The sequence below is a fragment of the Arthrobacter sp. PTI12 genome, assembly GCF_056679915.1.
The window spans coordinates 686,885-712,064 of sequence record NZ_CM155256.1 but is presented as its reverse complement, the minus strand read 5'-3'; the positions used below and the strand labels follow the sequence as shown (position 1 = coordinate 712,064).

Below are 25,180 nucleotides of genomic sequence, written 5' to 3'. Positions count from 1 at the left end.
ACATGAGCACCGTTCTTCGAGCGCACCGTACCCAGGCCATTTCCACTGATGGCAACCAGACACTGCCGCTGACTTTCTCTTCGTTGACCCGAAGTTTCGGGAGCGGAAGCGAGCAGCACGTGGTGCTTCGCGACGTGACCCTGGACGTTGAAGCAGGCGAGGTTCTCGCCATTGTGGGCGCCAGCGGTTGCGGGAAATCAACCCTCCTGCGAGCCGCGGCAGGACTGGACGCTCCCACCAGCGGTGCGGTACTCATCGACAGCACAGCAGTGGACGGGATCGATCCCCGCTGCGCCGTCGCGTTCCAGGAACCCCGACTCCTCCCCTGGCTCTCGCTGCGCGAGAACATTGCTATCGGCCTGCCCAGGGAAACCAGTTCCGCCGCGGGCAAGGCGAAGGTGGAGGAGCTTTTGGGCCTCGTGGAACTCGACGGGTTCGCCGGCCACCGGCCCCGCGAAGTGTCCGGAGGCATGGCACAGCGGGCATCGCTGGCACGTGCACTGGCACGCAACCCGGGCGTCCTGCTCCTCGACGAACCCTTCGGCGCACTCGATGCCCTGACGCGGCTGAAGATGCAGGACCTCCTGCTGCGTATCCACCAAACCACCCCGACCACGGTCCTGCTGGTCACCCATGATGTTGACGAAGCGCTGCAGCTCGCCGACCGGGTGATCGTTCTCGCGAAGGAGCCTGACGTCCAGGGTGCAACCATCAGCCGCGTGCTGGAGGTTCCGGGCGACCGTCCGCGCGACCGCGGCTCAGCCGAACTTGCCGCGCTACGCAGTTCGCTGCTGAGCAGCCTCGGCGTCGACAGCCACCAGCACTAACCGCGCGCCTGCGGCCAGTTCGCAGCGCCGTATCCCAGCGCGTGCGGCGCCCACCGTGCCGCCATGTTGCGCCGACACCCCCAAGAACAAGCCCCCTACACCCGTCCCACGCACTCTCCGAAAAGGATCACCATGAAGAGCACCGCACGTTTTCAGTTCGCCGCCACCGCCGCAATCGCCGCCCTCGCCCTTAGCGGCTGCGTTGCCGGGGAAAACGCCGACGGCTCAGTCGGCGAAGCCGCAGCCGCGACCGGCGGAGAACTCACGGTGGACTTCGCCACCTACAACCCGCTGAGCCTCATCATCAAGGACCAGGGCTGGCTCGAGGCCGAGTTGGAAGATGAGGGCGTAACGGTCAAATGGGTCCAGTCCGCCGGTTCGAATAAGGCCAACGAACTGCTCCGCTCCGGCGAGGCCGACGTCGCCTCGACGGCCGGTTCGGCAGCGCTGATGGCACGCGCCAACGGCTCCCCCATCAAGACCATCGACATCTACTCCCAGCCCGAATGGTCCGCACTGGTGACAACGGCGGAAACCGGTATCGAATCGGCGGAAGACCTTCGCGGCAAGTCCATCGCCGCCACCAAGGGCACCGACCCCTACTTCTTCCTGCTCCAGTCACTGGCCGAGCACAACGTTGATCCGAGCGAAGTGACAATCCAGAACATCCAGCACGCCGATGGCTGGGCCGCCCTCAACACCGGCTCGGTGGACGCCTGGTCCGGCCTCGACCCGATCATGGCCGCAGCCGAAGAAGACGGCGCCGAGCTGTTCTACCGCAACGTGGACTTCAACACCTACGGCTTCCTCAATGCCACCGAGTCCTTCCTGGAGGAAAGCCCTGAGCTCGCCCAGGCCGTGGTCAACGCCTATGAGAAGGCACGCCAGTGGGCTCAGGAGAACCCGGAGGAAACCGCAGCGATCCTCGCTGAGGTTGCGGGCATTGAAGAATCCGTGGCCACCAAGGTCATCACCGAACGGTCCAACCTCGACGTCAACGGCACCCCCGGTCGGGCCCAGCTGGACGTGCTCGAGGTAGTCGGCCCGATGTTCGTCGAATCCGGTGACGTCGCAAGCCAGGAAAACATTGACGAAGCCCTCTCCACCCTTCTTGATGACACCTACGCAACCAACGCCGACCCGTCCGCCATTGGAGAGTAATGAGCAACCCTTACCTCACCGGTAACAGCATCGTGCCCGGCGGCGTCGGCACCGGCCCTGCTTCGGTTCTCTCGCCGAAGGGGACGAACTCCCCGAACGGGACAAATCAAAACGACGACGACGGCAGGCAGGGCAATGCCCTCACCCGCCGCAAGCCGCGAGGCAAGGCAGTCGCCAAGCTCGGACTGGGACTGATTGTGCCGCTGGCGCTGTTGGCGGCCTGGCAACTGGCCGCCGTCGTCGGTTTGATCAGTCCGGTCACCTTGCCGGCGCCAACCGCTGTCTTTGACGCCGCCGTCGATCTGATCCAGCGCGGGGAACTTCGCATCCACATTGCAATTTCGACCCAACGCGTGGTCATCGGCTTTCTGATCGGCGCGATCGCCGGTCTCGTGGTCGGAGCGTTTGTCGGCCTGTCCCGATGGGTGGACACCCTGTTCTCGCCGACCATCGGCGCCATCCGCGCCGTGCCGTCACTGGCGTGGGTTCCCCTGTTGATGCTCTGGGTGGGGATCGGCGAGGATTCGAAAGTCATTCTCATCTCCATCGGCGCTTTCTTCCCGGTGTTCACCACTGTTGCCATGGCGTTGCAGCACGTGGACAAGAACCTGGTCGAGGCAGGAAGGGCGTTCGGCCTGAACGATCTGAGGCTGTTCACTACGGTGCAGCTGCCCGCCGTTGTCCCCTCGGTCATCTCGGGGCTGCGGCTGGCGCTCGCGCAGGCATGGTTGTTCCTCGTCGCGGCTGAGCTCCTGGCGTCCTCGATGGGGCTGGGCTTCCTGCTGACCGATTCCCAGAACAACGGACGGGTCGACCGGCTGCTCCTGGCAATCGTGCTGCTGGCAATCCTCGGCAAGCTCACGGACGCGATCCTGGGTGTCTTCGAGAAGTGGGCTATCCGGAAATGGGCGTAACTGCCGTAGATTCCCTTGTTCACGGGGGCTTCACCAACGAGGAAGAGCGGATCGCCTTCTGGGAGGAACAGGCGCGGCGGCTGCACTGGTCCTCCGACTGGCATACGGCCCACACATTCGATCCGGCACGGCAGGGACCGGACGGCGAGCTGTCGGTGCCGCGCATTGAGTGGTTCGCCGGCGGCACCCTGAATGCCGCCTACAACTGCGTGGACCGGCACGTCGCTGCAGGCCTGGGCGACAAGCCTGCCCTGTTCTTCGAGGGCGAGTCGGGAGACCGCCGCACGGTCACCTACTCCGAGCTTCAGGACGAGGTGTGCCGGGCGGCCAACGCCCTGACTACCCTGGGGATCGGCAAGGGCGACCGCGTGGTCATCTACCTTCCCGTGCTGGTGGAGACCGTCGTCGTGACCCTGGCGTGCGCGCGTATCGGCGCCGTTCACTCGCTCGTCTTCGGTGGCTTTTCCGCCGAGGCGCTGCGCTTCCGGGTCGAGGACACCGGCGCCAAACTGCTGGTGACCACCGATGGGCAGTACCGGCGCGGCACCGCGGTGCCGGTGAAGGACAACGCCGATACCGCCGTCGTCGGGAAGAACGCCATTGAACACGTGCTGGTGATCCGGCGGACGGGCAGCAAGGTCGCGTGGACCGAAGGCCGCGACGTGTGGTGGCACGACGTTGTTGGCGCCGCCTCCCCGGTACACGAGCCGCAGGCGTTCGACGCCGAGACGCCGCTGTTCATCATGTACACCTCCGGCACCACGGGGAAGCCCAAGGGCCTGGTGCACACCACGGGCGGCTACCTGACGCAGGCGTCGTGGAGTTACGAGTTTCTCTTCAGTGACCCGGATCCCGCGGGCCGCGTGAACGACGTCCACTGGTGCACCGCCGACCTCGCGTGGGTCACGGCACACACCTACGAGATCTACGGTCCACTCTCCAACGGTGCCACTCAGGTGATCTTCGAGGGCACACCGAACACCCCGCATCCCGGGCGGCACTTCGAGATCATCGAACGCTACGGCGTCACCAGCTATTACACGGCGCCCACGCTGATCCGTTCGCTGATGGGCTGGTTTCCCGACGGCGTTCCGTCCTCCTATGACCGCTCTTCCATCAAAGTCCTGGGCACGGTCGGCGAGGCAACCAATCCCGAGGCGTGGCGCTGGTTCCGGGAGAAAATCGGCTCCGGTACCGCTCCCGTTGTGGACACGTGGTGGCAGTCGGAAACCGGCGCGACAGTGCTCAGTCCCCGCCCCACTGATGATTCCTTCAAACCCGGCTGCGCCTCACGCGCCCTGCCCGGTGTGAGCACGCGCATCGTGAACGACGACGGCGAGCCAGTCAGTCCCGGAGAGCAGGGGCTGATCGTGGTGGACCGGCATGGCCCGGCGATGGCCCGCACAGTGTGGGGAAATCCGCAGCGTTATCTCGATTCCTACTGGCGGAAGTTCGCTGCGCAGGGCTGGTTCCTTGCCGGTGACGGCGCCAAATACGACGACGACGGCGACACCTGGATCCTCGGGCGCGTTGACGACGTCATCAATGTGTCCGGGCACCGGCTCTCGACAATCGAGATCGAATCAGCGCTGGTGTCCCATCCCCTTGTAGTTGAGGCGGGCGTTTGCCCGGTGGCTGATGCGGTGACGGGGCATGCGATCGCCGCCTTCGTCGTCGTGCATGGCGAGGCAGGTAATCCAGCGTTTGAACAGGACCTGCGCAACCATGTCGCGAAGGCCATCGGTCCGATTGCCAAGCCGCGCGCCGTCGTCGTCGTGGAGGATGTGCCGAAGACGCGTTCCGGGAAGATCATGCGGCGACTGCTGACCCAGCTGTACGAGGGAACGCCGCTCGGCGACACCACCTCGCTGCAGAACGAGGGTTGCGTGCCGCGGATCGCGAAAGTCCTCGCCCTGAAGAACCTACCGGGGAAGGCACCGGAAGTTTCGGGCACGTATGGTGGATTCGAACGCCCAGAAGTCACCGCAGGTGCACAAAAGTTGGATCAATTTGGAGGAAACATTGGGCACTGACCGCACCTTCGGCTTCCGCACCCGTGCGTTGCACGCCGGCGGAACCCCGGACGCCACACACGGCGCACGAGCCGTACCGATCTACCAGACCACGTCGTTCGTCTTCAAGGACACCAATGACGCCGCCAACCTTTTCGCGCTGCAGAAGTACGGCAACATCTACTCGCGCATCGGCAATCCCACCGTTGCAGCCTTCGAGGAGCGCATCGCCTCGCTTGAGGGCGGCATCGGTGCCGTAGCGACGGCATCAGGCATGAGCGCAGAGTTCATCATCTTCGCTGCACTGTGCCAGGCCGGCGATCACATCGTTGCAGCAGCCCAGCTCTACGGCGGCACCGTTACGCAGCTCGATGTGACGCTCCGTCGCTTCGGCATCGAAACCACGTTTGTTCCGGGCACCGATCCGGCCGACTACGCCGCCGCCATCAAGGACAACACCAAGGCGGTCTTCACAGAGATTATCGCGAACCCGAGCGGTGAAATCGCGGACATCGCGGGCCTGGCAAAGATAGCGCACGACGCCGGTGTCCCCCTGATCGTCGACTCCACCCTCAGTACGCCCTACCTCATCCGCCCCCTTGAGCATGGTGCTGACATCGTGATCCACTCGGCCACCAAATTCATTGGCGGGCATGGCACCACGCTGGGCGGGGTCATCGTTGAAAGCGGCAGATTCAACTGGGGCAACGGCAAGTTCCCCACCATGACCGAGCCTGTCGCTTCCTACGGGAACATCCAGTGGTGGGCAAACTTCGGTGAGTACGGTTTCCTCACCAAGCTGCGCACCGAACAGTTACGGGACATCGGGCCGTCGCTGTCGCCGTCGTCGGCCTTCCAATTGCTGCAGGGCGTTGAGACGCTGGCGCAGCGCGTCGATGAGCACGTGGCAAACGCTCAGGCCGTTGCCGAGTGGCTTGAGAAGGATCCGCGGGTTGAGTACGTGAACTATGCGGGGCTCCCCTCGCACGTGCACCATGAGCGGGCGAAACAGTACCTGCCGCAGGGTCCCGGCTCGGTGTTCAGCTTCGGCGTGAAGGGAGGCCGGGAGGCCGGGCAGAAGTTCATCGAAGCCCTGCAGTTGGCGTCCCACCTCGCCAACGTCGGCGATGCCCGGACACTCGTGATCCACCCCGGATCCACCACGCACCAGCAGCTCTCAACCGAACAGCTTGCGGCCGCCGGCATCCCGGAGGATCTCATCCGGATCTCCGTTGGCCTTGAGGATCTGGATGACATCCTCTGGGATATCGACCAGGCGCTCGAGACCGCCGTTGCAGGAACATCCGAGCACCTTGAACGGGCGCTGGACGTCAGCGAAGAGGAAATCGCCGCAGAGGGAGTGAAGGCATGAGCACACAGGACCGCACCTGGGAGGGCCCGTCGGCCCCCGAACGCCTGAACATCCTCCGCAACGCGAAGTCGATCGCCATCGTCGGGGCCTCGGACAAGCCGTCACGAGCGTCGTATTTCGTGGCGACGTACCTGCAGTCATCCGCGCCGTATCGGCTGTACTTCGTGAATCCGACAGCGACCGAGATTCTCGGGCAGCCGGTTTACAAGTCCCTGGCGGACTTGCCGGAGCAGCCGGACATCGTTGACGTGTTCCGCAAGCACGATGACCTCCCCTCGGTCCTGGAGGAATCCAAAGCCGCCGGCGCGAAAACTCTATGGCTTCAGCTGGGTTCCTGGCACGAGGACGTGGCGCGGGACGCCGAAGCTGCCGGCATGAACGTGGTCATGGATCGCTGTGTGAAGATCGAGCACGCACGTTTCCATGGCGGCCTCAACCTGGCTGGCTTCAACACTGGAGTCATCTCCTCGAAGCGTCAGGTGACCGCTTAGCACGACGGCAGGCGGGATCAGCTTGAGTGCGGCAGGAATCGAAGAAGCGTTCCGCCCGTGCCGGTGACATGCCGTTCGTAATGTTTCGAGACATATCCCCGAGGTGGCCATATGCAGTCCAGCTCCGGCTAGGTTAGTGGAGATCACTGGCGGGCGGACGGGGCTGCCCCGCCACCTGGATGCAACGGAGTAACCGATGAGTCCCAGCACGGTTCCACCCCCTCACGCCGCGGTGAAGCGCGCTTCCATGCCGTTGCCCGTCTCCTTTGTGAGCCTCCACGCCGAGGGCTTGCGGGATGTCAATCTCGAAATTCGCGCGGGCGAAGTGCTCGCCTTCGTAGGAGCCCCGCCCGGCACCGAGAACCTCGTGGGAACAGAGAGCCTTCTGGGCACAGAGAACGACGGCGCCTCCCGCCTGCTGCGTGCAGTCGCCGGTCTCGATCATCCCCGGTCAGGATCGGTTCTGGTTGGCGGGGAACCTGTTCGCCGGACCGACGACCGCTGTTCCTGGACGCCGAGCGATGCCGCTCTGCAGCCGACCCACTCGCTGCAGGCGAACCTCGCGCTCGGGCTTCGTAAGAGTTCCAGCGCCAGCGAAGGCAAGGCGAAGATCGCTGAACTGCTCGACCTTGCGGGCCTCCATCGCTTCGCGAAGCTGCTGCCGACCGACGTCACCGCTGAAATAGTCCGCCGGGCGGCACTGGCTCGGGCTTTGGCCAGCGGGCCGGGCGTCATGCTGCTGGACAATCCGTTTGCAGCCGTCGAGGGCGCTGCCCGCACCGTGCTGCACAACGTACTGCAGACCCTTCACCGCGCGCTTCCCACCACCGTCCTCCTGGCGACCAACAGCATGGAAGAGGCGCTCCGGCTGGCCGACCGCGTGGTGGTGCTCGGCCGATCAGCCGCCGAAGACGTCACCGGAGCGCTTTCCATCCGCGAGATCCGGGACGGGCAGCGGAAGCAGCGCTGACTGTTCAAACCCCGTGGATAACTGAAGCTACGGGGGACCGTTCCCTTCTCCCTGGTTAGCGCACGAACAATGATTCCCGAGTTGATTGCATGGATGGGCGCAGGCTTCGGCGGGTGAAACTGAACCCGGCGGGATACAAATCGGGAGCCGCTGTGTAAACTCGTAAGCACACTGACGGTCAAGCAATCGGCCCTCCATCAAGCGGGCACCAGCCCGCGTTGAGCTGTACCGCGTATTTCGACCGGCAGCGTTGGGAGAATGCCGTGCATAGCACTGAAAACTGGTTCAGATATACCGCAGGGGTTGCACTGATCATCGGTGCAACGCTCACCGCTGCTCCGCCCGCCAGCGCGGATCCCAACTCGGATTCTGGTCCTTCTCCATCAGGTCCTGCAACGGGATCCGACGTCGGGCCGCTATCTCAGGTTGGACCGCCTGACACCGATATCGAGCCGCGACGGAATCGCGATCGCGATGATGACGGCGAGCGTGATCGCGATGATCCGACGACGCCACCTCCCTCGCCAAGCGAGCCGCCGGCAACCGGGCCGGTGATGCCGCCGTCCGAGCCTCCGCCATCCTCTGAACCCGAACCGGCGCCTGAGCCTGCCCCGCCAGCCAAACCTGCGCCGGCACCGCCCGCTCCAGAACCCGCTCCCGCACCGCCCGCTCCAGAACCCGCTCCCGCACCTGCCCCGGCACCCGATCCAGAGCCCGCTCCGGTTCCTCCGCCGCCAGCACCAGCACCAGCCCAGATCCCCCAGCAGTTCATATCTCCCGCACTGCCCGCGCCGGTGCTGACCGTGCCGGTGCTGACCGTGCCGATGCAGATTGTCCCGGCCGAGCAGCCAGCGCCGGAGAAGACCAAGGACGCCGAAAAGGAGCCCGCTCCATTCGCGATGCCGCCCTATGCCTGGGCACCCATGTACGTGGAGCCGACAGAATCACCCACTGCCGCACCACCGGCGGCCGAAAGCGCATCACCGGATGTCGTGTCAGCAAGCTCTCCACCGGTGGTCGGAATCAGTGCTGCGCTGCTGATCCTCCTGGCCGCGGGAGTGGTTGTGCTCGGAAGACGCTCCCGCGGACCGAAGGGCGTTAACGGGCCATAAGGCTTGCGGTGAACGGGTTAGCGAAGATGCCCTCGGGATCCAGCCGCTTGGTCAGGAGCCGGAAGTCCTCAAGCCGCGGGTACAACCGATCGAAGTCGTGCGCTCCGGGGGTGAACACTTTCCCCCAGTGCGGCCGGGCCAAGAATGGTTCCAGTGCAGCCTCGAGGGTGGGCAGCAGTGCCTCGACGGCCGGCTGATCCTGAACCCAGGTGAAGTGCAGCCCAATGGCGTCGGTGGCGTAGCTTGAGCTGAGCCACAAATCGTCAGCGGCAACGGTCCGGATTTCATTGACCTGCAGCAACGGCACAATCTCCGGGCTGAGCTCCCGAACCGCACGAATCGCGTCAACGGCGTGTTCGCGGGGAACCAGGTACTCGGATTGAAGTTCCACGCCGTTGCTCGGCGTGAAGTCCAGCTTGAAATGCGGCAGCCTGTTGTACCAGGGACCGGCCACGCCCAGCTGCGGAGTACAGCCGATTGCAGGCAGCCCGGGAAGCGGGTGACGCTCATCCTTTGCAGCCACCGCACCGAACAGAGTCTCCTCAAGGGGCGCATCCTGATCGGGGCGGCGCTTCACCCATACCGAGTCGGCAACATCCGGATCCCGCCAGGTGGTGAAGACGCTGACGCTGTACGCGGCGCCGGTCACGCCGTCGAAATTTTGAAGCAGGTTCTCCAGCGGAAGCCGCCCGAAAACAGTTTGCTCAACCTCGAAAGCGGGCTCAACCTTGAGCTCCAGTCTGGTCACAATACCCAGCACCCCGAGGTTGATCACCGCACCCTCGAAGTCCGGGTCGCCGGTAGTGAACCGCACCAGGTCACCACTGCCGGTCACCAGCTCCAGCCCGACGACGGCGGCAGCCAGACTGCGGTTCCGCTTACCGGACCCGTGGGTCCCCGTAGCGACAGCCCCTCCCACCGAGATGTGCGGCAAGGACGCAAGATTCGCCAGAGCAAAACCTTCCCGTTCCAGTTCCTGCGCCAGCTCCCCGTAGCGGATCCCCGCACCGACGGTGACGGTCGAGTGGTCCCGGTCAACCGTCACCGGACCGGTCAAAGCCGCCGTCGACAGCAGCTCAGCCGTCCCGTCGGCGATGCCATTGAAGGAGTGCCGCGAACCCAGCGCACGGATGGACGACACCCCGGCGACAATCCGCCGCACCTCGTCCACCGACGCCGGCTCATGAAGGATGGAAGCTCCATAGGCGAGGTTCCCCGCCCAGTTGGTGCCGACGTCGTTCGCCATCGATGTTCTCCTCGCGTGAGTTGGCAGGACACTCCCCTAATGGAGACCCATAAGGGGTGTGTCCTGCGAAATGAACGGGTTAAAGCTTTTGCGCCAGCCGGTAGTAGGCCGAGTTCCACCGCAGTTCACGCTGGAACTCGCGCAACGTCGTCGTGCTGTCGATGCGCAGGAGCTCCGTGCCGGCAATGTCTGCGAAGTCCTCGAACACATCAAGCCCGACGGCGGTGCTCATCACAGTGTGGTGCGCAGCACCCGCGCTCAACCAGGCCGCTGCGGACGTCGCCAAATCCGGCTGCGGCTTCCAGACGGCGCGCGCCACCGGAAGGTTGGGCAGCGGCGCGTCCGGCGGAACCACTTCGACGGCGTTGGCAGTCAGCCGGAAGCGGTCGCGCATGTCGGACATGGCGACCACGACGGCGTCCCCTGAGTCCGTATCGAATACCAGCCGGACGGGGTCCTCCTTGCCGCCGATTCCCAGCGGGTGCACCTCGAGGGTGGGCTTCGAGGTGGTGAGCGTTGGACAGATTTCCAGCATGTGCGCGCCGAGGATCTTCTCCTCCCCAGGTACCAGGTGATATGTGTAGTCCTCCATCAGCGACGCGCCTCCCGGAAGCCCTGCGCCCATCACCTTGGCTGCGCGGACCAGCACAGCGGTCTTCCAGTCGCCTTCCGCGCCGAAACCGTAACCGGCGGCCATGAGCCGTTGAACCGCGAGGCCGGGAAGCTGCCGCAGGCCGCCCAGGTCTTCGAACGTCGTCGTGAAGGCACCGAAGGAGCCGGCCTCGAGGAAGGACTTCAGCGCCAGCTCCTGACGCGCGCCGTACCGGAGGGACTCGTGACGGTTCCCTCGGCGCCGCAGTTCAGGAACGACGTCGTACGTCGCCTCGTATTCCTCGACGAGGGTGTCGATGTCGGAATCGGACTGCGCATCGACCACCTCGACGAGCTCATTGACGCCCCAGGTGTTGATGGAGACGCCGAAGCGCAGCTCTGCCTCGGTCTTGTCACCCTCGGTAACGGCGACGTTGCGCATGTTGTCACCGAACCGGGCAACCTTGAGCTCGTGGACGGCGGCCCAGCCGGCTGCGGCGCGGGACCAGGTGGAGATCTGGGCAGTCACGGCCGGGTTGGAGACATGCCCGACGACGGTCTTCCGCGCCACGGACAGGCGCGTCTGGATGTAGCCGAACTCGCGGTCGCCATGGGCGGCCTGGTTGAGGTTCATGAAGTCGAAGTCGATGTCCGCCCACGGCAGCTCGACGTTGATCTGGGTGTGCAGGTGGAGCAGCGGCTTGCGCAGCGTGTCGAGGCCGGCGATCCACATTTTGGCGGGGCTGAACGTATGCATCCAGGCGATGACGCCAATGGTCTTGTCGCTCGCGTTCGCCTCAAGCGCCATCCGGCGGATTGAGGACGAGTCCTTCAGCGTCGGTTTCCAGACCACCTTGACCGGTACGTCGGACGCTTCGATCATTTTCACGATCTGCTGGGACTGCTCGGCGACCTGGCGGAGTGTGTCTTCGCCGTAGAGGTCCTGGCTTCCAGTGAGGAACCAGATCTCGTACTGGTCGAGTGAGGTATTCAGGGTAGTCACAGTGCTGCTCCGGTTCTAAGCGGGTTTGGCTGCCCGTACACGTTTTGGTAGCGGTCAAAGAGGGATTCAATGTGGCGCTGTTCGATTGGCAGCGGCTCCCCGAGCTGGCGGGAGGTGTGGATGGTGCGGGCCACGTCCTCGAGCATGACGGCGGCCTTGACGGCGTCGCGCGCGTCCTTGCCGATGGTGAAGGGCCCGTGGTTCTGCATCAGGACGGCACGCGAGCGGTGGCCGGTAAGGGTTTCCACGACGCCGCGGCCGATCGAATCGTCTCCGATGATCGCGAACGGACCTACCGGGATCTCCCCGCCGAACTCGTCCGCCATGGCGGTGATGACGCACGGGATGGATTCGCCGCGCGCAGCCCACGCTGTGGCATAGGTCGAGTGGGTATGCACCACTCCACCGACGCGGGGCATGTTGCGGTAGACGTATGCATGGGCGGCAGTGTCGCTCGAAGGCGACCGCTCCGAACCCGGCGTTCCTTCGATGACGGCTCCGTCGAGGGTGCACAGGATCTGGTTCTCGGGCGTCAGCTCGTCATAGTCGACGCCGCTGGGCTTGATCACAAAGAGGTCCATCCCCGGCACGCGTCCGGACACGTTCCCGCCGGTCCACACCACCAGGTTGTAACGGACCAGCTCTGCGTGCAGCTTGGCCACATCGCGGCGGACGGCGTTGATGGCGTCCGTTTCACGATCTGAAAAGGACCGGGTGGTGCTAGTCATGCTTGACCATCGCTTTCGAGTAGGCGGTCCGGCGGAGTTCCTTGAACTACCCAATGTGACCGTTCACACTATATGCTCGACGTCACGTTCACTGTCAAGCACCACCGGGTCCGGACATTTCTCATCGCAGGGAATCGCCGGAAGGTCGCGTGGAGCGGCGACGTCTATTTGAAGGAGATTCTGCTCATGACCGATTTCAAGGACGTTATAGCCGGCGGCCGCACCAGCCTCGGAATCGAACTCGGCTCAACACGAATCAAGGCATGCCTCATCGGTGAGGATCCTTCGACGGTCCTGGGGGTAGGCAGCCATGAGTGGGAGAACCAACTCGTCGACCGCCTGTGGACCTACTCGCTGGCAGATGTCTGGAAGGGCGTCCAGGCCGCCTATGCGGAGCTGGTTGCCGACGTCGAACGCCGGTACGGTGCGCGGCTCGAGAATCTCGGGTCGATCGGCGTCTCGGCGATGATGCACGGCTACCTTGCCTTCGACGACGCCGATGAACTGCTTGTGCCCTTCCGTACCTGGCGCAACACCAACACCGGAGCGGCTTCAGCGGAACTCACCGAGCTCTTCAGAGTCAATATCCCGCTGCGGTGGTCAATCGCCCACCTGCATCAGGCTGTACTGGACGGTGAACCTCATGTAGCGCAGGTTCGCTCGATCACAACCCTGGCCGGCTACGTGCATCGTGAATTGACCGGCCGCAATGTCCTTGGCGTGGGCGATGCCTCCGGAATGTTCCCCATCGACTCCGGCACCAGCAACTACGACGCCGGGCTGCTCACCCGCTATGACACCCTGGCAGCCGAAACCGTACCCGGCCTGAAGCTATCCGAACTTCTGCCCGAGGTCCTGGTGGCCGGCCAGCCGGCAGGCGAACTGACTGCTGAGGGGGCCGCTCTCCTTGACCCCACCGGCGGCCTCCGCCCGGGTGCCCTGCTGTGTCCGCCGGAGGGCGACGCCGGCACCGGGATGGTGGCAACGTCCTCGGTTGCCCCCCGTACCGGCAATGTAAGCGCCGGCACGAGCATCTTCGCGATGGTGGTTCTCGAACGTCCGCTCGAGCGGGTGCACCATGAACTGGACCTGGTCACGACCCCTTCCGGTGACCCCGTTGCCATGGTGCACTGCAACAACGGTGCCAGTGAACTCGCCGCGTGGGTGGGCCTCTTCTCCCGCTTCGCAGCGGCTTCGGGAGCCGTGTCGGCTTCCGGTGCTGCCCTGAATTCGGACGACGTCTTCACTACCCTCTTCCGGGAAGCGCTCGACGGCGCTCCCGACGCCGGCGGTCTGCTCGCCTACAACCACCTCGCCGGAGAACCGATCGCCGAAATTCCTGAAGGCCGGCCCCTGTTCCTGCGGACCCCGGACAGCGAATTCACCCTGGCCAATTTCATGCGCGCGCAGCTCTACGGGGTCTTCGGCACGCTCGCCCTCGGGATGCGTGTTCTTTCCGGAGAGGGCGTTGAGCTGGACCGCATGTTTGCGCACGGAGGTATGTTCCGTACCGCGGACGTGGCGCAGCGTTTCCTCTCCGGCGCTCTCGCCGCACCCGTCTCCGTCGCGGCAACGGCCTCGGAAGGCGGCCCCTGGGGGATGGCGGTGCTGGCTTCCTATGCTTCGGCCAACGCCGCCGGCGATGAACTGGACCTGGACGCCTACCTTCGTAAACACGTCTTCGCCGACGCAGAATTCGAAACAACCGAACCTGACGCGGCCGACGTCGCCGGCTTCGCAACCTACCTCGACCGCTACCACACGGGTCTGCAGGTCGAACGCGCCGCGATCAGCGCCCTGCCAGTGGAATAGTCCGGGACGAATCCCCGCGGCGGATGTCCGACGGGCGGTCTACCGGGGGGAGGCGGCTGACTGCCGGACGATGAGTTCGGGAACAACGGTCCGCGGTGCGCTCTGTACGGGCACTCCCAGTTGAGTGAGCAGGTGCGCCACGCAGCGCCGTCCCAGTTCGTCGAAGTCCTGGCGAACCGTCGTGAGGGGTGGGGCGAAATGCCGCGCATCAGGCACATCGTCGAACCCAACAATGCTGATGTCCTCAGGAATCCGGAGACCGCGGTCACCGCAGGCATGCGTGAGCCCCAACGCCATCTGGTCATTGGAGGAGAAGACTGCCGTGGGCGGGTCTGCGGCAAGGAGCTCCTGGCCTATCCGGAAACCGCTGTCGGAGGTCCAGTCACCGGTGACAATCCGGGACGAATCCAAACCCCAGTTCGCCATTTCAGTACGAAACCCCCGAATTCTCTCCTTCGACTCCACCCAGCCGTCCGGTCCCGCAACATGCGCGATGCTGCGGTGGCCCAACTCCAGCAGATGTCGGGTTGCGAGCCTGGCGCCGGCCACCTGATCAACCGAGAGCCCGTGATTGTCCGCTGCTGATGTCGAATGCACCGTGACCATGGGCAACTTGACGGGCAGGTGAACGAGCTGGCGCAGGGTAGCCTCCTGCGGCGCCAGGACAATGAGTCCCTCAACCGCGTGATCAACCAGCCGTCCAAGGGCTTCTTTGAAAGCGGTCTCTTCAAGGGACGTAAGCGTAGCCGTATCGACAAGGTAGCCGGCAGTGGAGGCTGCAGATTCAATTGCAGCCCTGGTCGACGCCGGACCGAAGTAGGTGCCGTTTGTGACCAACACGCCGATCATGCCGGAGCGGCTGGTGACCAGCGAGCGGGCCGCGCGGTTGGGGCGGAACTGGAGTGCTTCCATCGCGTCGAGAACCCGCTGCCGCGTGCTCTCGCGCAGGCTCGGGTGCCCGTTGATCACGCGCGAGACTGTCTGGTGAGAGACACCTGCCGCCTTCGCGACGTCGCGGATGTTCGCGGAGCGGCTGCGCGCGGGCGGCTGCCCGGCAGACGACGGCGTCGGTTCACTGTTCACGGTCACACAGGAAACGGTACTTGATCAGGGAAAAACTCTGCAGAAATAGCACAGCCAGTCGCGTGGAAATGTTCATCCGCACCACGCCATAAGATACCCAAAACCCCTTGAACCGTGCTCCGAAAAGAGAAGGTTTGACTACTTATCAGGAATTTAACTGAACCCGGCGAGCGCGATATTCCGCCGCGAACAGTTCACCCGGAAAAGGACCCGAATTGCATACAAAACCGATCAGCGGCATCCCGCTCACGCCCGATCTTCACCAACCCGTGGGAGGAACGTCGACTGGCGGAAGGCATGAGCGGGACACCACTGAAGCTTCAGCTACCGCTGGTTCTTGCGGGGCTTGGCGAACAGCGATTCGCTGGACTCTGCCTTTGCCCTCTTCTGGGCACGCTTTTCAAGGATGGACTTTCCTTGCTTTTTCACGCCAGCGCTCCGGGGAGACTTTCCTGACACGGGGATCACCGCCTTCCTCATCAATACCCAGAACCATACCCAGTTATATTTTTAAAGCCAGTCCTGACGCTGTCGAAGAAATATGCAGCCCTCACGATCTCCGGAATTGCTAAAAAACAGGAATGGGCTATGCTCAAACATTCATCACCGCCCCGGACCTTCGTTCACTCGGTTCTTCCGGTGGTGCCCGCACGTATTTTAGGAGTGAAATGCTGCATTCAGTTGCCCCCGCTACCTGGCTCACACAGGAGGCCTATACGCGTCTGAAGCGGGAACTGGACGTATTGCTCAATGCACGGGGGCAGCAGGAAGAGTCCAGCCAACAAATGGGCAGGGAATCACGCATCAGGCAGCTGACGGCACTGCTGAAGAACGTGAACATCCATTCACCCGCAGATGATGGAATCGTAGAGCCGGGCATGCTGATTGAAGCCTGCATCGACGGGCAGCCCGAAGTGTTCCTGATGGGAAACCGAGTCATCCTGGGAACGGAGGAGCTAAACGTTTTCAGCGAACAGAGCCCTCTGGGTGTAGCCATCCGCGGTCTGCGACCCGGGGATGTCACCTCTTACACGGCGCCGAACAAGCGGCAGGTCACCATCTCGATCATCGCTGCCACTCCGTACACGGGACCCGGCCAGGCGGGCGGCCAGCGTTAGGCCGAGTCGGTGGGGGCAGCACGGTGGTCCACGGCAGCCGTCGCCTCATCGATCCGCACAATTGCTGCATCAAGCTTCTCGACGGCTGCCCAGAGGCGGGGTTGCTGCTCGCGGACCTGCTCGAGTGTGAGGCCGGAAGATCTCAGCGTGGCCAGATCGAAGCTGACATTCGTTCGGGCTCCGGTCACGGCCGCGCGCAGTGCACCAAAGGCCACCACGACGTCCGCTATCAGTGCCTTATTGCCGTTCTCCGCCAACCAGGACAGGTCATCAATCGCAGCGATGGCGTGATCTCCCAGCATTGCGGATGACCGCGCGGCGCCCAGCGATGCCTCGCGGATGGCCCGGTCGCGCTCGTCGCCCTCGTTCAATCGGAACGCGGAACCGAAGGCGCGCGAAGCGGCCGCGTCATCATCCGCCAACCGCAGGGCGGTCCGGCGCAGCTCCTGCGCCCGGGCCAGCAGACTCTCCAACTGCTCTCCCTGCTCAGCGCCGGGATCGGTGTACCCCGCGACCATAGAGGTCAGCGACGCTGCAATGGCGAGCATGACCCCTGCTCCTGCACCGCCGCCGGGCGAACCCACCGATTCCCCGAGAGCCTGTGTCCATTCCTCGACTGTGGAGCCGGAAGTTGTGATTTCTGAATCAGCCATGAGGCAAGTCTGTCCCAATGTACGCATGCATGAAATGGAGCGGGATGTCAGAGCCGGCTTCTATGCTGACGCCATGCTTGCGAGAGACCCTCAGATTGTCGCTTCATGGGTGGCCGGGACCGCCATCCGTCACGCAACAACACGGCCCTTCGACCTCGGCAGCGCCGTCAGCGAAATCAGGACTATTCACGGCGTCAGCCCGCAGGTCCTCGCGGAGGTCGCCGGAATGTATCTCGGATCGATCGAGGGCAAACCGACCAGCAGCTGGTCGCATCCCCTCGTTGCACAGATCTGCTTTGAGGCCGGTGCGGACCTGTCCCTTGTACCTGCCGCGATGAAGCGCGCACGCGGCCGGTCCAAGATTGTCTGGCCGGGCATCACCCTGCCGGACGAATCCGTGTTGCACGCAGTGACCGCAGGAAAAGACCCCTCATGCGGACACTAATCGACCGCAACTGTACGTACGGTATGGGCATGGCTATCGCAAGGTTTCCCACGACCGTTATTGATTGTCCCGATCCCCTTGCCCTCGCACGGTTTTACGGGACCATGCTGGACTGGAAGGTCAAGCAAGAGCCTGACTGGGTTGAGGTCCAGGCGGACTACGGCCAGTGCATCTGCTTCCAGAAGGTGGGGGACTATTCGCCGCCTGAGTGGCCGGGCCAGCACTCCCCGCAGCAAATGCACCTGGACGTGATAGTGGATGATCTGGATGCAGCCGAGGCCGCCGTACTCGAACTCGGAGCAATCAAGCACGAGCACCAGCCGGGCGAATCATTCCGCGTTTTTCTGGACCCGGCTGGACACCCCTTCTGCCTCTGCTCGGGATAGCCCCGGCACAGCCCTGTCCCTCCCGGCGGATCGCTTATCCCAGCAGAACCGCCACCAACAGAGACGCCGGCAGTGCCAGCAACGAACTCATCAGGATGATGTCGCGGACCAGCGTGACCTTCAACCCGAACTGGGCGGAGAACAGGAACACGTTCTGCGCGGTGGGCAGCGCCGCCATGGCCACCACGCCGAGCAGCGCTGTGCCCTCGACACGGAAGAGGTAGTAAGCAACCACCCACGCGATGACCGGCATCAGCGCGAGCTTCACCACACTTCCGAGCACGACGTCGGCACGCAGGCTCCGCTGTGCCAGCGGCTTCTGTCCCCGGAGACTCATACCGAAAACCATCAGGAGCAGCGGGATTGACGCTTGGCCGAGCATCTCCAGCGGCGTCCAGATTATTGCCGGCAGCGTGAGCGAGGTTGCGGCAAACAGTGCCCCTGCGGCCGTCCCGAGGGTGACGGGATTGGCCACCGACCGCAGAACCGTCCGCGCAAGCGTCGGTGACCTGCGCTGAGACTGGGAACCACCGGCGGGCCCGGGCGCCGTCGATGAGCCGGCAGGGCTTGTCTTCCTGCCGCACCAGGCGAAGATTGTGAGGAAGACCGGCGCGATCACCAGCAATTGGGCCAGCAGCACCGAGACCACCGGGGCGGAACTCCCCACCGCATACAGGGCAATAGGTATGCCGATGTTGCCGGCGTTGACGTAGCAGGACGCCATCGCCCCCACCGCTGTCTGTGCCGCCGGGCGTTTGAGGATGAAGCGGCTGAACAGCGCATAGACAACGGCGGTCGCGGCAGCAACCAGGAGCGCGATCGGCGTGTAGATGCTCAGGACTTCAGCAAGTTCGGTCTCGGCGAGCAGGATGAACATGAGCGCCGGGTTGGTGATGTAGTAAATCACCGGCGTGAGCCCCTCCTGCATGGCCCGGGTGCGGGTTGGGAGGAGGATCGAGGCGACAATGCCAACGCCGACCAGCGCCAGGACAATGCCGAACCCGAGGAGAACCCCCTCCACAAACCCTCCTGTTTACCTGTCGATTCCTACTGACCCTGCATCAGCGGACCAGGCAGGGCCTCTTCGGGTCAAACGTCCACTCGGAGATCAGGTATTGCATGGACGCGGCATCATCGCGGGCGCCAAGACCGTGCTCAAGATACAATGCATGCGCTTCTTCGAGGCGGCCGCGGTCCAACTCGATCCCTAGTCCGGGTGCGTCCGAAACCCTGATCTCGCCGCCACGGATCTGCAGCGGGCTGGTGGTGAGCCCTTGGCCGTCCTGCCAGATCCAGTGCGTGTCCATCGCCGTGATTCCGCCAGGAGCGGCAGCGCCGACGTGGGTGAACATGGCCAGCGAGATGTCGAAGTGGTTGTTGGAGTGCGATCCCCAGGTCAACCCGAACTCGTTGCAGAGCTGCGCCACCCGGACCGAGCCGGCCATAGTCCAGAAGTGCGGATCAGCGAGCGGGATGTCCACGGCGTTGGAGCGAACGGCATGGGCCATCTCCCGCCAGTCCGTCGCGATCATGTTGGTCGCCGTCCTCAGCCCAGTGGCGCGGCGGAACTCCGCCATGACCTCACGGCCGGAGAACCGTCCTTCGGCGCCGCAGGGATCCTCGGCGTAGGCCACAACGCCCTGCATCCGCTTCCCCAGCCGGATGGCATCCTCCAGCAGCCAGCCCCCGTTCGGATCGAGCGTGATCCTCGCGTCCGGGAAGCGTTCCTTGAGCGCGACGACGGCGTCCACCTCGTCATCGCCCGCGTGCACTCCGCCCTTGAGCTTGAAGTCCGCGAAACCGTAGCGTGCCTGTGCTGCCTCGGCCAGGCGGACGACGGCGGCAGGCGTCATCGCTTCTTCCCGCCGGACACGCACCCAGTCGTCGGAGGAATCCTGCTCGCGCAGGTAAGGCAGGTCGGTGGAATCCGGATTTCCCACATAGAAGAGGTAGCCGAGCATCGGCACCGCGTCACGCTGCTGGCCGTCGCCCAGGAGCTCGGCAACAGGAACTCCGAGGAACTGCCCGTGCAGGTCCAGCAGCGCCGACTCGATCGCGGTAACCGCGTGGACAGCTGTGCGCAGGTCGAACGTCTGGAGCCCGCGGCCGCCGGCGTCACGATCAGCGAACGCAGCGGCGACGATGCGCAGGAGGCTACGGAAACGCGCTATCGGCTTGCCCGTCAGCAGCCGTCCTGCTTCCTCGATGGTGGAGCGGATCGCCTCCCCGCCGGGAACCTCGCCCAGCCCGGTACGGCCGTCGGAATCGGTGATAATGACGACGTTGCGGGTGAAGAACGGCCCGTGCGCACCCGAGAGGTTGAGCAGCATCGAGTCGTGCCCGGCAACCGGGACAACCTCGACGACGGCGATGGTTGGCTGGGCGGTCACGCGTCCTCCCCGGTGGCCTTGATGGTAGTACCGCTGCCCTCACCCTCCGTTGCCGGCACTACCGTGCCGTCAATCCGGCGGTTCAGCTGCCAGGGATTGCCGTCCTGGATGGCGGCGGGGCGGAGCACCTCTGGAATGTTCTGGTAGGCGACCGGCCGCAGGAAGCGCTCGATCGCGAGGGTGCCGACCGACGTCGTGCGGGTATCCGAGGTGGCAGGGAACGGGCCGCCGTGAACCATCGCGTGACCAACCTCGACGCCGGTGGGCCAGCCGTTGGCGAGAATGCGGCCAACCTTGCGCTCCAGCACGGGCAGGACGCTCGCCGCGGTCTCGTAGTCCGAGTCGGTGAGGTGCAGGGTAGCGGTCAACTGCCCTTCGAGGCGCTTCGCTGCCGCCACCAATTCCTTTGTGGAGGAGTAGTGCACCACGAGCGACGCGGCACCGAAGATTTCCTCGTGCAGAACAGGGTTGCTGAGAAACGTCTCTGCCTGGGTGCCGTAGACAACCGGTGCGGGCGCGTTCTCTGTGGCCCCGTCTGTGCCCTGGGCAACCAGCTCGACCCCGGCCTGCGATCCCAGCGCTTCAACGCCTGCATTCCAGGAGTCCGCGATTCCACGCGTGAGCATGGTCTGTCCCGCCGAAGGTTCGAGCGCACGGGTGACCGCGGCAAGGAAGTTGTCGCCGGCCTCGCCGGTTGGCACGAAGACCAGGCCGGGTGAGGTGCACAGCTGTCCACTGGATCCGGTGACGGAGGTGACATACGCGGCAGCGAGCCCGTCGAGATCGCCCTGCAGGGCACCCTCAAAGAAGATGACCGGGTTGATCGAGCTCATTTCCGCGTACACCGGAATGGGCTGGGGCCGCGCGGCGGCTGTTGCCATGAGCGCCGTGCCACCGGAACGCGAGCCGGTGAAGCCGACCGCCTGAATGACCGGATCCGAGACGAGGGCCTGGCCAATACTGGCACCGGGACCGTAGATGAGGGAGAAGACGCCCGGGTGGAGGCCGGCGTCGTTCACGGCCTCCGTGATAGCGCGGCCAACCAGCTCGCTGGTGCCGGGGTGGGCGTTATGCGCCTTGAAGATCACCGGGCAGCCCGCGGCGAGCGCCGACGCAGTGTCACCACCGGCAGTGGAGAAAGCCAGTGGGAAGTTGCTCGCGCCGAAGACGGCAACGGGACCGAGGGGCACCTTCCGCTGCCGGATGTCCGCGCGTGGCATCGGGGTGCGGTCGGGTTGTGCAGGGTCTATCCGGACGCCGCGGTGATCGCCCTGGCGAACCACCGAAGCGAAGAGACGAAGCTGGGCGGTGGTGCGGGCAAGCTCCCCGCGCATGCGTGGTTCCGGCAGGCCGGTCTCGAGCATGGCACGGGCAACGATTTCCTCACCCGCTGCTTCAATGCGGTCGGCAATGCTCGCCAAAAAAGCCGCATGGGTTTCGGGATCGAGGGTGCTGAGGGAGTCGAAGGCTTCCTCCGCGGCGGAGGTCGCTTCACTGAGCTGTGCCTCGTCGATCAGGGAGTAGGCGGGCTCCAGCGTCTCGTTGGTGGCCGGATTGAAGCCGCAGACGGTCTTGCCGTTCCCGGCAGTTCCCTGCCCGGCGATGATGGAGTGACCCTGAAGTGTGGCGTGCTGCGTAGGCATGAAAGCTCCTTACCGATGGTGTCCGGTTGGTTTTTTCTGGAAGTGCTGGTGTCAGGCGTGGGTGAGCGCGGCGGGTGCAGGACGGATACCGGCGGCGTCGATGAGCGCCCCGAGGTCAGCGAGATCAGCCTCCGTCAGGTTCTGCAGCGGCGGGCGGACGCCGCCGACATCGCGGCCGACTACCTTCAGCCCGCCCTTGACGATCGAGACGCCGTAACCGCGCACCCGGTCGCGGATGTCGAGGTAGGGCAGCACAAAGCGCTGCAGCTTCTCGGTGACCGCTGCGTGGTCCTGCCTCCGGACGTCGCCATAGAACTCAAGCGCGAACTCGGGAACGAAGTTGTACAGCGCCGAAGAGTAGGTGCTCATTCCCAGCTGCAGCAGCGGGAGGGCGAAGGTCTCGGCGGTGGGCAGGCCACCCAGGTAGAAGAGCCGGTCGCCGTTCCTGGCGTAGACCTTGGTGAGATGCTCGATGTCCCCGATGGCGTCCTTGAACCCGATGAAGTTCGGGTGGCGCTCGGCGAGGCGGGCAACGGTATCTGCCGAGTAGATGGCATTGGCGCGGTTGTAGACGATGACGCCGATGTTCGTAGCGGAGCAGACCGCGCTGACGTGGGCCAGGAGCCCCTCCTGGTCGCACTCGGTGAGGTACGGCGGGAGCAGCAGGAGGCCCTCGGCGCCGGCAGCCTCGGCGTCCTGAGCGTTCTGGATGGCCTGGGCGGTGGAACCACCTGCGGAGGCGAGGACAGGCACCTTGGTGCCGACCTCCTCGACGGCCGCGCGGATGACCTGAGCCGCTTCTGCGGGCGTCAGGCTGAAACCCTCACCGGTGCCGCCGGCCGCGAAGAGACCTGCGACGCCGAAACTCGCCTGCCAGGACAGGTGCTGCCGGTAGGCGTCCTCGTCCACGGCCAGCTCCGGCGTGAAGGCGGTTACCGGGAAGGACAGCAGGCCGTCCTTCAGCTTTTGGGCAAGTTCCTGGGGCTCGTACTGGGCCACGATGCATCTTCCTTAGGGCAGATCGCCGTGAACGGCGAGGGGTGGTGCTTCCTTGATGGATTACTTCAACCGTAGGAAATCGGGTGATGCCTGTCCAAGCCCACTTTTGAATGGACTGATGCCCTGCGGGTATCAAAAGGACCTACAGGTCCTTGGTCCGGATGACCTCAAGGAGCCTGCCGAGGGCCGGGTTACGCAGCTCCCTGCTCCAAATGGCATAAAGCTCGACGGCGTCCGGTTCAATATCCGCCAGGCGCAGGTAGGAGACACCCTCTACCCCCAAGAGGCTTGTCGACTCCGGAACGAAGGCCACTCCCCGCCCGGCAGCAACCAGCGCCACCATCGTGAGGACCTGGCTCACCGTATGAACTACATTGCCGTGCTCCACCGGAATGGTGCGGACCACCAGGTCGTAGAAGTACCGGGCCTTGGTCGGCGAATGCATGATCAGCGGGACGCCCTTGAGGTCCGCCACCGTCAACAAGCGGTTCAGCTGGTCAAGCTCGTGCCCCGATGGGACTGCCAGCAGGAGATCCTCGGTGAACATTAGATGCGACTCGAAGAGATCAGCGTCGAAAGCCGGCCGGGCGAGGCCAAGGTCCAGGTCGCCGTCGATGAGCGCTGCCAGCTGCTCACCGGTGACGAGCTCCTGAAGCTCCACATCGACGTCGGGCAGTTCCGTTGCGATCTCCGTCAGCAGCGGCCCAAGGAGGCTGAAACCGGAAGCGGCGGTGAACCCGACCCGCAGTTGACCGGACTTGCCTGCCGCAATGCGCTGCGCCGTCCGCGGTGCCCTCTCGGCGGCGACGACGAGCTTCCTGGCTTCCACCAGGAAGGCGCGGCCGGCAGCAGTGAGCGACACTTTCCGGTTGTCGCGCAACAGCAGCTCGACGCCGACACTGCGCTCCAGTTTCTGGATCTGGCGGCTCAGCGGGGGCTGGGTCATATTGAGCCGTTCGGCTGCCCGGCCGAAGTGCAGCTCTTCGGCGACGATGACAAAACTGTGTGCCTGATCAAGAGTGAACATGATGCCTTCCGGGTATCACTTCATGCATATGTTGGCTTGGACATGCATCATAACCGCTCCGTACAGTCTTCTCAGGGCCGAGCCGTGAGTGCCATCACACCTTTGCTCCAGGCCTGTAGCCGAACAACGCCGTTCCTGAATGAGGAGTACCAACACGTGAAAGCATCATCTACCCGCCGCACCCTGATCACAACCACTGCCGCTGCCGGTGTTCTCGCCCTGTCAGCCTGCGGCGGTAACGTGGCCGGGGGCAGCGCTGAATCCGGCGAAGCGTTCCCAAGCGGCCCCGTAACGATCACTGTTGGACAGGATGCCGGTGGTTCGACCGATCGCATCGCACGCGCCGTTGCCGAGGGGATGGCGGAAGACCTCGGCGTTGCCGTGCCCGTGGTTAATAAGGCTGGAGCCAACGGCGCGCTGGCCACCAAGGAAGTTGCCGCCATGGAGGCGGATGGACAGAATCTCATCCTCCTCAACGCCTCCCTCATCACCATCACGCCGCTCGCTGTCGGCGAGGACGAGGCAGTGAATCTGGACAATCTGGACGTCATCGCGGGTCTTTCCCAGGACGATTACGTATTGGTAGCCAGCCCGGAGTCCGGGTTTGAGACCCTCGCAGACATTCAGGAAAGCACCGAAGAACTGAACTTCGGCACCACCGGCGTCGGCACCGGCTCCCAGCTGGCCCAGGCGGTTCTTTTTGCCCAGGCCGAGATTGACGGAACCGCAGTACCGTTCGATTCAGGCTCGCCGGCCCTGACCGCTGTCATGGGTGACCAGGTCGACGTCGCCACAATCCAGCTTGGTGAAGCTCTCCCCCAGATTGAAGCCGGCACCGTCACGCCGATCGTTACCTTCGCTGAAGAGCGCCCCGAGTTCCTTCCCGACACCCCGACCGCCATCGAAGAAGGCTATGAGGTTCCCGTGTCGCAGTACCGCGCACTGGCTGCGCCCAAGGGTCTTCCCGAGGACGTGAAAGAGCGACTCATCGAGTCCGTGCAGTCGGTCCGTGACTCCGAGACCTACCAGGAGTTCAACCAGCAGAACATCCTGACCCCGTGGGAAGTAACCGGTGAAGAGGTTGTCGAGGAGTGGAACGCCCTCGCAGAGCAGTACAAGGCACTGGTTGAGGAGTACGACATCTCGCTTTCCGGCGAGTAAGAGCCCGTTTCCTGTCCCAGCCGAGACCATCAGCTG

At 64.3% G+C, this 25,180-nt stretch carries 23 protein-coding genes; 13 read left to right on the top strand and 10 right to left on the bottom strand.

From position 1 onward, the window contains the following. Window positions 1-2 precede the first annotated feature (2 nt). The 8 genes from AC1MBU_RS03520 (at window position 3) to AC1MBU_RS03485 (ending at window position 8,859) form a co-directional block, all read left to right on the top strand. Window positions 3-827 carry an ABC transporter ATP-binding protein gene (locus AC1MBU_RS03520; RefSeq protein WP_277358825.1) on the top strand — a complete coding sequence of 275 codons (825 nt, stop codon included), beginning with the start codon at window positions 3-5 and terminating at the stop codon, window positions 825-827. 132 nt (window positions 828-959) lie between these two features. Then, complete coding sequence (locus tag AC1MBU_RS03515) at window positions 960-1,988, top strand: aliphatic sulfonate ABC transporter substrate-binding protein (RefSeq protein ID WP_479788573.1); 1,029 nt, start codon at window positions 960-962, stop codon at window positions 1,986-1,988. Continuing rightward, window positions 1,988-2,902 carry an ABC transporter permease gene (locus AC1MBU_RS03510; protein ID WP_479788571.1) on the top strand — a complete coding sequence of 305 codons (915 nt, stop codon included), beginning with the start codon at window positions 1,988-1,990 and terminating at the stop codon, window positions 2,900-2,902. Before AC1MBU_RS03515 ends, AC1MBU_RS03510 begins: the two co-directional genes overlap by 1 nt. Then, a complete protein-coding gene (gene acs, locus AC1MBU_RS03505) occupies window positions 2,893-4,935 on the top strand; it encodes an acetate--CoA ligase (RefSeq protein ID WP_479788569.1) in 2,043 nt (680 codons plus the stop codon). The genes AC1MBU_RS03510 and acs overlap by 10 nt, the downstream gene beginning before the upstream one ends. Continuing rightward, window positions 4,925-6,286, top strand: a complete 1,362-nt coding sequence (locus tag AC1MBU_RS03500) for an O-acetylhomoserine aminocarboxypropyltransferase/cysteine synthase family protein (protein ID WP_479788567.1) — start codon at window positions 4,925-4,927, stop codon at window positions 6,284-6,286. Before acs ends, AC1MBU_RS03500 begins: the two co-directional genes overlap by 11 nt. Continuing rightward, window positions 6,283-6,777, top strand: a complete 495-nt coding sequence (locus tag AC1MBU_RS03495) for a CoA-binding protein (RefSeq protein WP_277358830.1) — start codon at window positions 6,283-6,285, stop codon at window positions 6,775-6,777. The genes AC1MBU_RS03500 and AC1MBU_RS03495 overlap by 4 nt, the downstream gene beginning before the upstream one ends. Before the next feature lie 196 nt (window positions 6,778-6,973). Beyond that, window positions 6,974-7,747: an ATP-binding cassette domain-containing protein gene (locus tag AC1MBU_RS03490; RefSeq protein ID WP_479788564.1), complete on the top strand. Its 774-nt coding sequence runs from the start codon at window positions 6,974-6,976 to the stop codon at window positions 7,745-7,747. Window positions 7,748-8,010: 263 nt separating this feature from the next. After that, entirely contained in the window at window positions 8,011-8,859 is an 849-nt protein-coding gene (locus AC1MBU_RS03485) for a hypothetical protein (RefSeq protein ID WP_479788562.1), read from the top strand. Here the strand turns inward: AC1MBU_RS03485 and AC1MBU_RS03480 are convergent. The 3 genes from AC1MBU_RS03480 to AC1MBU_RS03470 form a co-directional block, all read right to left on the bottom strand. Beyond that, the gene (locus tag AC1MBU_RS03480; protein ID WP_479788559.1) at window positions 8,846-10,105 is read right to left on the bottom strand and encodes an FAD-binding protein; all 1,260 of its coding nucleotides are present in this window, start codon (window positions 10,103-10,105) and stop codon (window positions 8,846-8,848) included. The two genes, AC1MBU_RS03485 and AC1MBU_RS03480, sit on opposite strands and share 14 nt — an antisense overlap. Before the next feature lie 79 nt (window positions 10,106-10,184). Further along, entirely contained in the window at window positions 10,185-11,699 is a 1,515-nt protein-coding gene (gene araA, locus AC1MBU_RS03475) for an L-arabinose isomerase (RefSeq protein WP_479788557.1), read from the bottom strand. After that, window positions 11,696-12,427, bottom strand: a complete 732-nt coding sequence (locus tag AC1MBU_RS03470; protein WP_479788556.1) for an L-ribulose-5-phosphate 4-epimerase — start codon at window positions 12,425-12,427, stop codon at window positions 11,696-11,698. The genes araA and AC1MBU_RS03470 overlap by 4 nt, the downstream gene beginning before the upstream one ends. Window positions 12,428-12,613: 186 nt before the next feature. Here AC1MBU_RS03470 and AC1MBU_RS03465 point away from each other — a divergent pair, with 186 nt between their 5' ends. Further along, window positions 12,614-14,239: a xylulokinase gene (locus AC1MBU_RS03465; protein WP_479788553.1), complete on the top strand. Its 1,626-nt coding sequence runs from the start codon at window positions 12,614-12,616 to the stop codon at window positions 14,237-14,239. Between the two features lie 39 nt (window positions 14,240-14,278). Here AC1MBU_RS03465 and AC1MBU_RS03460 read toward each other — a convergent pair whose 3' ends face one another. After that, entirely contained in the window at window positions 14,279-15,328 is a 1,050-nt protein-coding gene (locus tag AC1MBU_RS03460) for a LacI family DNA-binding transcriptional regulator (RefSeq protein WP_479788551.1), read from the bottom strand. Between the two features lie 662 nt (window positions 15,329-15,990). Here AC1MBU_RS03460 and AC1MBU_RS03455 point away from each other — a divergent pair. After that, the gene (locus AC1MBU_RS03455; protein WP_479788549.1) at window positions 15,991-16,440 is read left to right on the top strand and encodes a GreA/GreB family elongation factor; all 450 of its coding nucleotides are present in this window, start codon (window positions 15,991-15,993) and stop codon (window positions 16,438-16,440) included. Here the strand turns inward: AC1MBU_RS03455 and AC1MBU_RS03450 are convergent. Then, complete coding sequence (locus AC1MBU_RS03450) at window positions 16,437-17,093, bottom strand: cyclodeaminase/cyclohydrolase family protein (protein ID WP_479788547.1); 657 nt, start codon at window positions 17,091-17,093, stop codon at window positions 16,437-16,439. The two genes, AC1MBU_RS03455 and AC1MBU_RS03450, sit on opposite strands and share 4 nt — an antisense overlap. A 73-nt stretch (window positions 17,094-17,166) precedes the next feature. Here AC1MBU_RS03450 and AC1MBU_RS03445 point away from each other — a divergent pair, with 73 nt between their 5' ends. Together AC1MBU_RS03445 and AC1MBU_RS03440 are read left to right on the top strand one after the other, a co-directional pair. Further along, window positions 17,167-17,538 (top strand): hypothetical protein, encoded by a 372-nt coding sequence (locus tag AC1MBU_RS03445; protein WP_346027893.1) that lies wholly within the window; start codon window positions 17,167-17,169, stop codon window positions 17,536-17,538. 29 nt (window positions 17,539-17,567) lie between these two features. Then, window positions 17,568-17,924 carry a VOC family protein gene (locus AC1MBU_RS03440; RefSeq protein ID WP_346027892.1) on the top strand — a complete coding sequence of 119 codons (357 nt, stop codon included), beginning with the start codon at window positions 17,568-17,570 and terminating at the stop codon, window positions 17,922-17,924. Between the two features lie 34 nt (window positions 17,925-17,958). Here AC1MBU_RS03440 and AC1MBU_RS03435 read toward each other — a convergent pair whose 3' ends face one another. The 5 genes from AC1MBU_RS03435 to AC1MBU_RS03415 all read right to left on the bottom strand — a co-directional run bounded on the left by AC1MBU_RS03435 (window position 17,959) and on the right by AC1MBU_RS03415 (window position 23,983). After that, window positions 17,959-18,945, bottom strand: a complete 987-nt coding sequence (locus AC1MBU_RS03435) for an AEC family transporter (protein WP_346027891.1) — start codon at window positions 18,943-18,945, stop codon at window positions 17,959-17,961. Window positions 18,946-18,985: 40 nt separating this feature from the next. Beyond that, window positions 18,986-20,314 (bottom strand): enolase C-terminal domain-like protein, encoded by a 1,329-nt coding sequence (locus AC1MBU_RS03430; RefSeq protein ID WP_479788544.1) that lies wholly within the window; start codon window positions 20,312-20,314, stop codon window positions 18,986-18,988. Continuing rightward, window positions 20,311-21,957 carry an aldehyde dehydrogenase (NADP(+)) gene (locus AC1MBU_RS03425; RefSeq protein WP_479788542.1) on the bottom strand — a complete coding sequence of 549 codons (1,647 nt, stop codon included), beginning with the start codon at window positions 21,955-21,957 and terminating at the stop codon, window positions 20,311-20,313. Before AC1MBU_RS03425 ends, AC1MBU_RS03430 begins: the two co-directional genes overlap by 4 nt. Window positions 21,958-22,008: 51 nt before the next feature. Then, complete coding sequence (gene kdgD / locus AC1MBU_RS03420; protein WP_346027889.1) at window positions 22,009-22,956, bottom strand: 5-dehydro-4-deoxyglucarate dehydratase; 948 nt, start codon at window positions 22,954-22,956, stop codon at window positions 22,009-22,011. Window positions 22,957-23,098: 142 nt separating this feature from the next. After that, a complete protein-coding gene (locus AC1MBU_RS03415) occupies window positions 23,099-23,983 on the bottom strand; it encodes a LysR family transcriptional regulator (protein ID WP_056546006.1) in 885 nt (294 codons plus the stop codon). A gap of 156 nt (window positions 23,984-24,139) precedes the next feature. Between AC1MBU_RS03415 and AC1MBU_RS03410 the strand changes: the two genes are divergently transcribed. Next, window positions 24,140-25,144: a Bug family tripartite tricarboxylate transporter substrate binding protein gene (locus AC1MBU_RS03410; RefSeq protein ID WP_056546004.1), complete on the top strand. Its 1,005-nt coding sequence runs from the start codon at window positions 24,140-24,142 to the stop codon at window positions 25,142-25,144. The last annotated feature ends 36 nt before the right edge of the window (window positions 25,145-25,180 follow it).